This window comes from Aureimonas sp. AU4 (assembly GCF_001463765.1).
Taxonomy (GTDB): Bacteria; Pseudomonadota; Alphaproteobacteria; order Rhizobiales; family Rhizobiaceae; genus Aureimonas.
The window spans coordinates 1-1981 of record NZ_BBWK01000114.1 but is presented as its reverse complement, the minus strand read 5'-3'; the positions used below and the strand labels follow the sequence as shown (position 1 = coordinate 1981).

Below are 1981 nucleotides of genomic sequence, written 5' to 3'. Positions count from 1 at the left end.
GCACACATGACGTCCCATCAACCGTCTCCGGAACGATCGTTTCCCCTATCGGCCGGTATCTTCTTCGGGCTAGGCTTGGGCGGCTTCTTCGACGGGATCGTGCTTCATCAGATCCTGCAATGGCACCACATCGCCACGAGTGCCGGGTATCCCGCTGATACGGTCGAGAACCTGAAGCTCAACACGCTGCTGGACGGCCTCTTCCACACCGTGACCTACGTCTTCGTGGTGACCGGACTGATCATCTTGTGGCGAGCGGCCCATCGCAGGCACCTTTGGTGGTCCGGCCGGTTGCTTCTGGGAAGCCTTCTGATGGGGTTCGGCCTCTTCAACCTCGTTGAGGGTCTAATCAACCATCAGATCCTCGGCCTACACCACGTCAACGAGACGGTGCCGCAGGACGGATGGGTCTATTGGGACATTGGCTTCCTCATTTGGGGAGCCGTGATGCTGATCGGGGGATGGGCAATCTATCGATCCGGGAAGTGGGTGACGGACTAAGCCGGTTCCAGTTCGGACGAACCGTAGTAGCTCCCATACGAAAAAACGCCCTGCCGGGGGAGGGCCGACAGGGCGCTATTAAATGAGCCCGCACGACTGGGAGGAAGATGTCGCCGAGCTAACCGCATCTGTTTCTGGGATGATGAACAGCTGCGACGCTCATCAAACCTTATTAACCTTGCGTGGTTCCGACTTGGTTATGTGGTGGGGTAACAATGCACTGCTGTTGGGACCACGATCGGCCGATGCTACGAAGCTGTTCGCGCCAAGCCGCGCCTTTGGGCTGCGCTGGCAACGAAGCCCGTCAGTGTTTGGGAGGGCACTGGCGGGCTTCTCTCGTTCTGCGCTGGTCTGGCAACTCGATCGTTAGTTCGTAAGCCCGCTGACGGCGTTAGCCTATGTCAGCAATCGATACACAAGAAAGGCGACTAACCCGATGAGGACGATGTGAAGGCCCATCAGCGCCCGCATCGTTCGCATGAGCGATCGGTTCTGCCGAATGATCGTACTCGAATTCAAAGCAGCATGGGCAGCGTCCTGCCGACCATGAACCAGAACGATGTCGCGGGTTCGGTTGTCCATGACATAGCCACGAACGCCCGGACCATAGTCCCCCAACTCTTCACGCAGCACGTTTTGGGCGATCGTGAAGTTCAGGGCTTCGTCCCCGTCGTCGCCTGCCTCACGCATTGTCTTCAACTGGGCACGAAGAGCCGTCTGAGCTTTTTCATCACTGGTCGCAGGACGTTCGGTCAATCGTCGGTGTCCCGCACGGTGATGCCTCTATCGTCAAGAAGCCGATTCAACTTCACCTCGATGCGGTGAAGGAAGAACAGGATTGACCCCCAAGCCAGCGCACCGAACGCCAGCGAGGGTTCAGCGCTAGCATAGCCGACGCCGGCCCACACGAGGGCGACAATTCCGATCCACGTTCCCGGACGAATGTGCATGGAGACGTCCTACCCGATACGACGCGCCCATACACGGACATGCCGGCAAGGCGATCATACAGGTTTAGAGAGCTTCAGCACCGGCTTAGGCGGGCAACTCAAGTGCTCGACAGCCTTCTCCATCGCCAACCGAAGTTCGCCCTCATACCGCTTCTGGACGACGAACCCGTCATGGATCGGGATGATCGGCAGTCCAAGGTCCACGAACTGGCCGATGACATTCAAGGCGATCTCGGACTCCTCGAACTGAAGCTCCCGCCACGAGCTGGTGCATCGGAACCGGTCGATACGGGCATGGTAGCTCCAGAAGGCATGGTAGACTTCGCCAGCCTGCTGCCATGTCAGATTAGGCCAGGCAGCCTTCCTCGCTTTGTCTCGGATCGCTGCGATCGGGTTCGTCTCCTTGTCGCAACCAACGGAGATCGTGAAGGCGAGCTTGGCGAGTCCCCGATATGGGGGATCGATGCCAGGCACGAGGTAGAAGTCGGTCAAGGCCGGGGAGGGGAGTCCTTCCAATGAGTAGGCTAGGG

At 58.8% G+C, this 1981-nt stretch carries 5 protein-coding genes; 2 read left to right on the top strand and 3 right to left on the bottom strand.

The annotated features are described in order from the left end of the window. Window positions 1–6: 6 nt before the first annotated feature. The gene (locus AUL35_RS21320; RefSeq protein WP_082666521.1) at window positions 7–501 is read left to right on the top strand and encodes a DUF2243 domain-containing protein; all 495 of its coding nucleotides are present in this window, start codon (window positions 7–9) and stop codon (window positions 499–501) included. A gap of 82 nt (window positions 502–583) precedes the next feature. Further along, the gene (locus AUL35_RS22430) at window positions 584–871 is read left to right on the top strand and encodes a hypothetical protein (RefSeq protein ID WP_156418156.1); all 288 of its coding nucleotides are present in this window, start codon (window positions 584–586) and stop codon (window positions 869–871) included. Window positions 872–897: 26 nt separating this feature from the next. Here the strand turns inward: AUL35_RS22430 and AUL35_RS21315 are convergent, their stop codons facing one another. The 3 genes from AUL35_RS21315 to AUL35_RS21305 form a co-directional block, all read right to left on the bottom strand. Further along, a complete protein-coding gene (locus tag AUL35_RS21315; RefSeq protein WP_156418155.1) occupies window positions 898–1257 on the bottom strand; it encodes a hypothetical protein in 360 nt (119 codons plus the stop codon). Beyond that, on the bottom strand, window positions 1254–1451 hold the full coding sequence (locus AUL35_RS21310) for a hypothetical protein (RefSeq protein ID WP_062018600.1): 198 nt from the start codon (window positions 1449–1451) through the stop codon (window positions 1254–1256). The genes AUL35_RS21315 and AUL35_RS21310 overlap by 4 nt, the downstream gene beginning before the upstream one ends. Window positions 1452–1505: 54 nt before the next feature. Then, on the bottom strand, window positions 1506–1981 hold a 476-nt coding region (locus AUL35_RS21305; RefSeq protein WP_210168695.1), incomplete at its 5' end, for a hypothetical protein.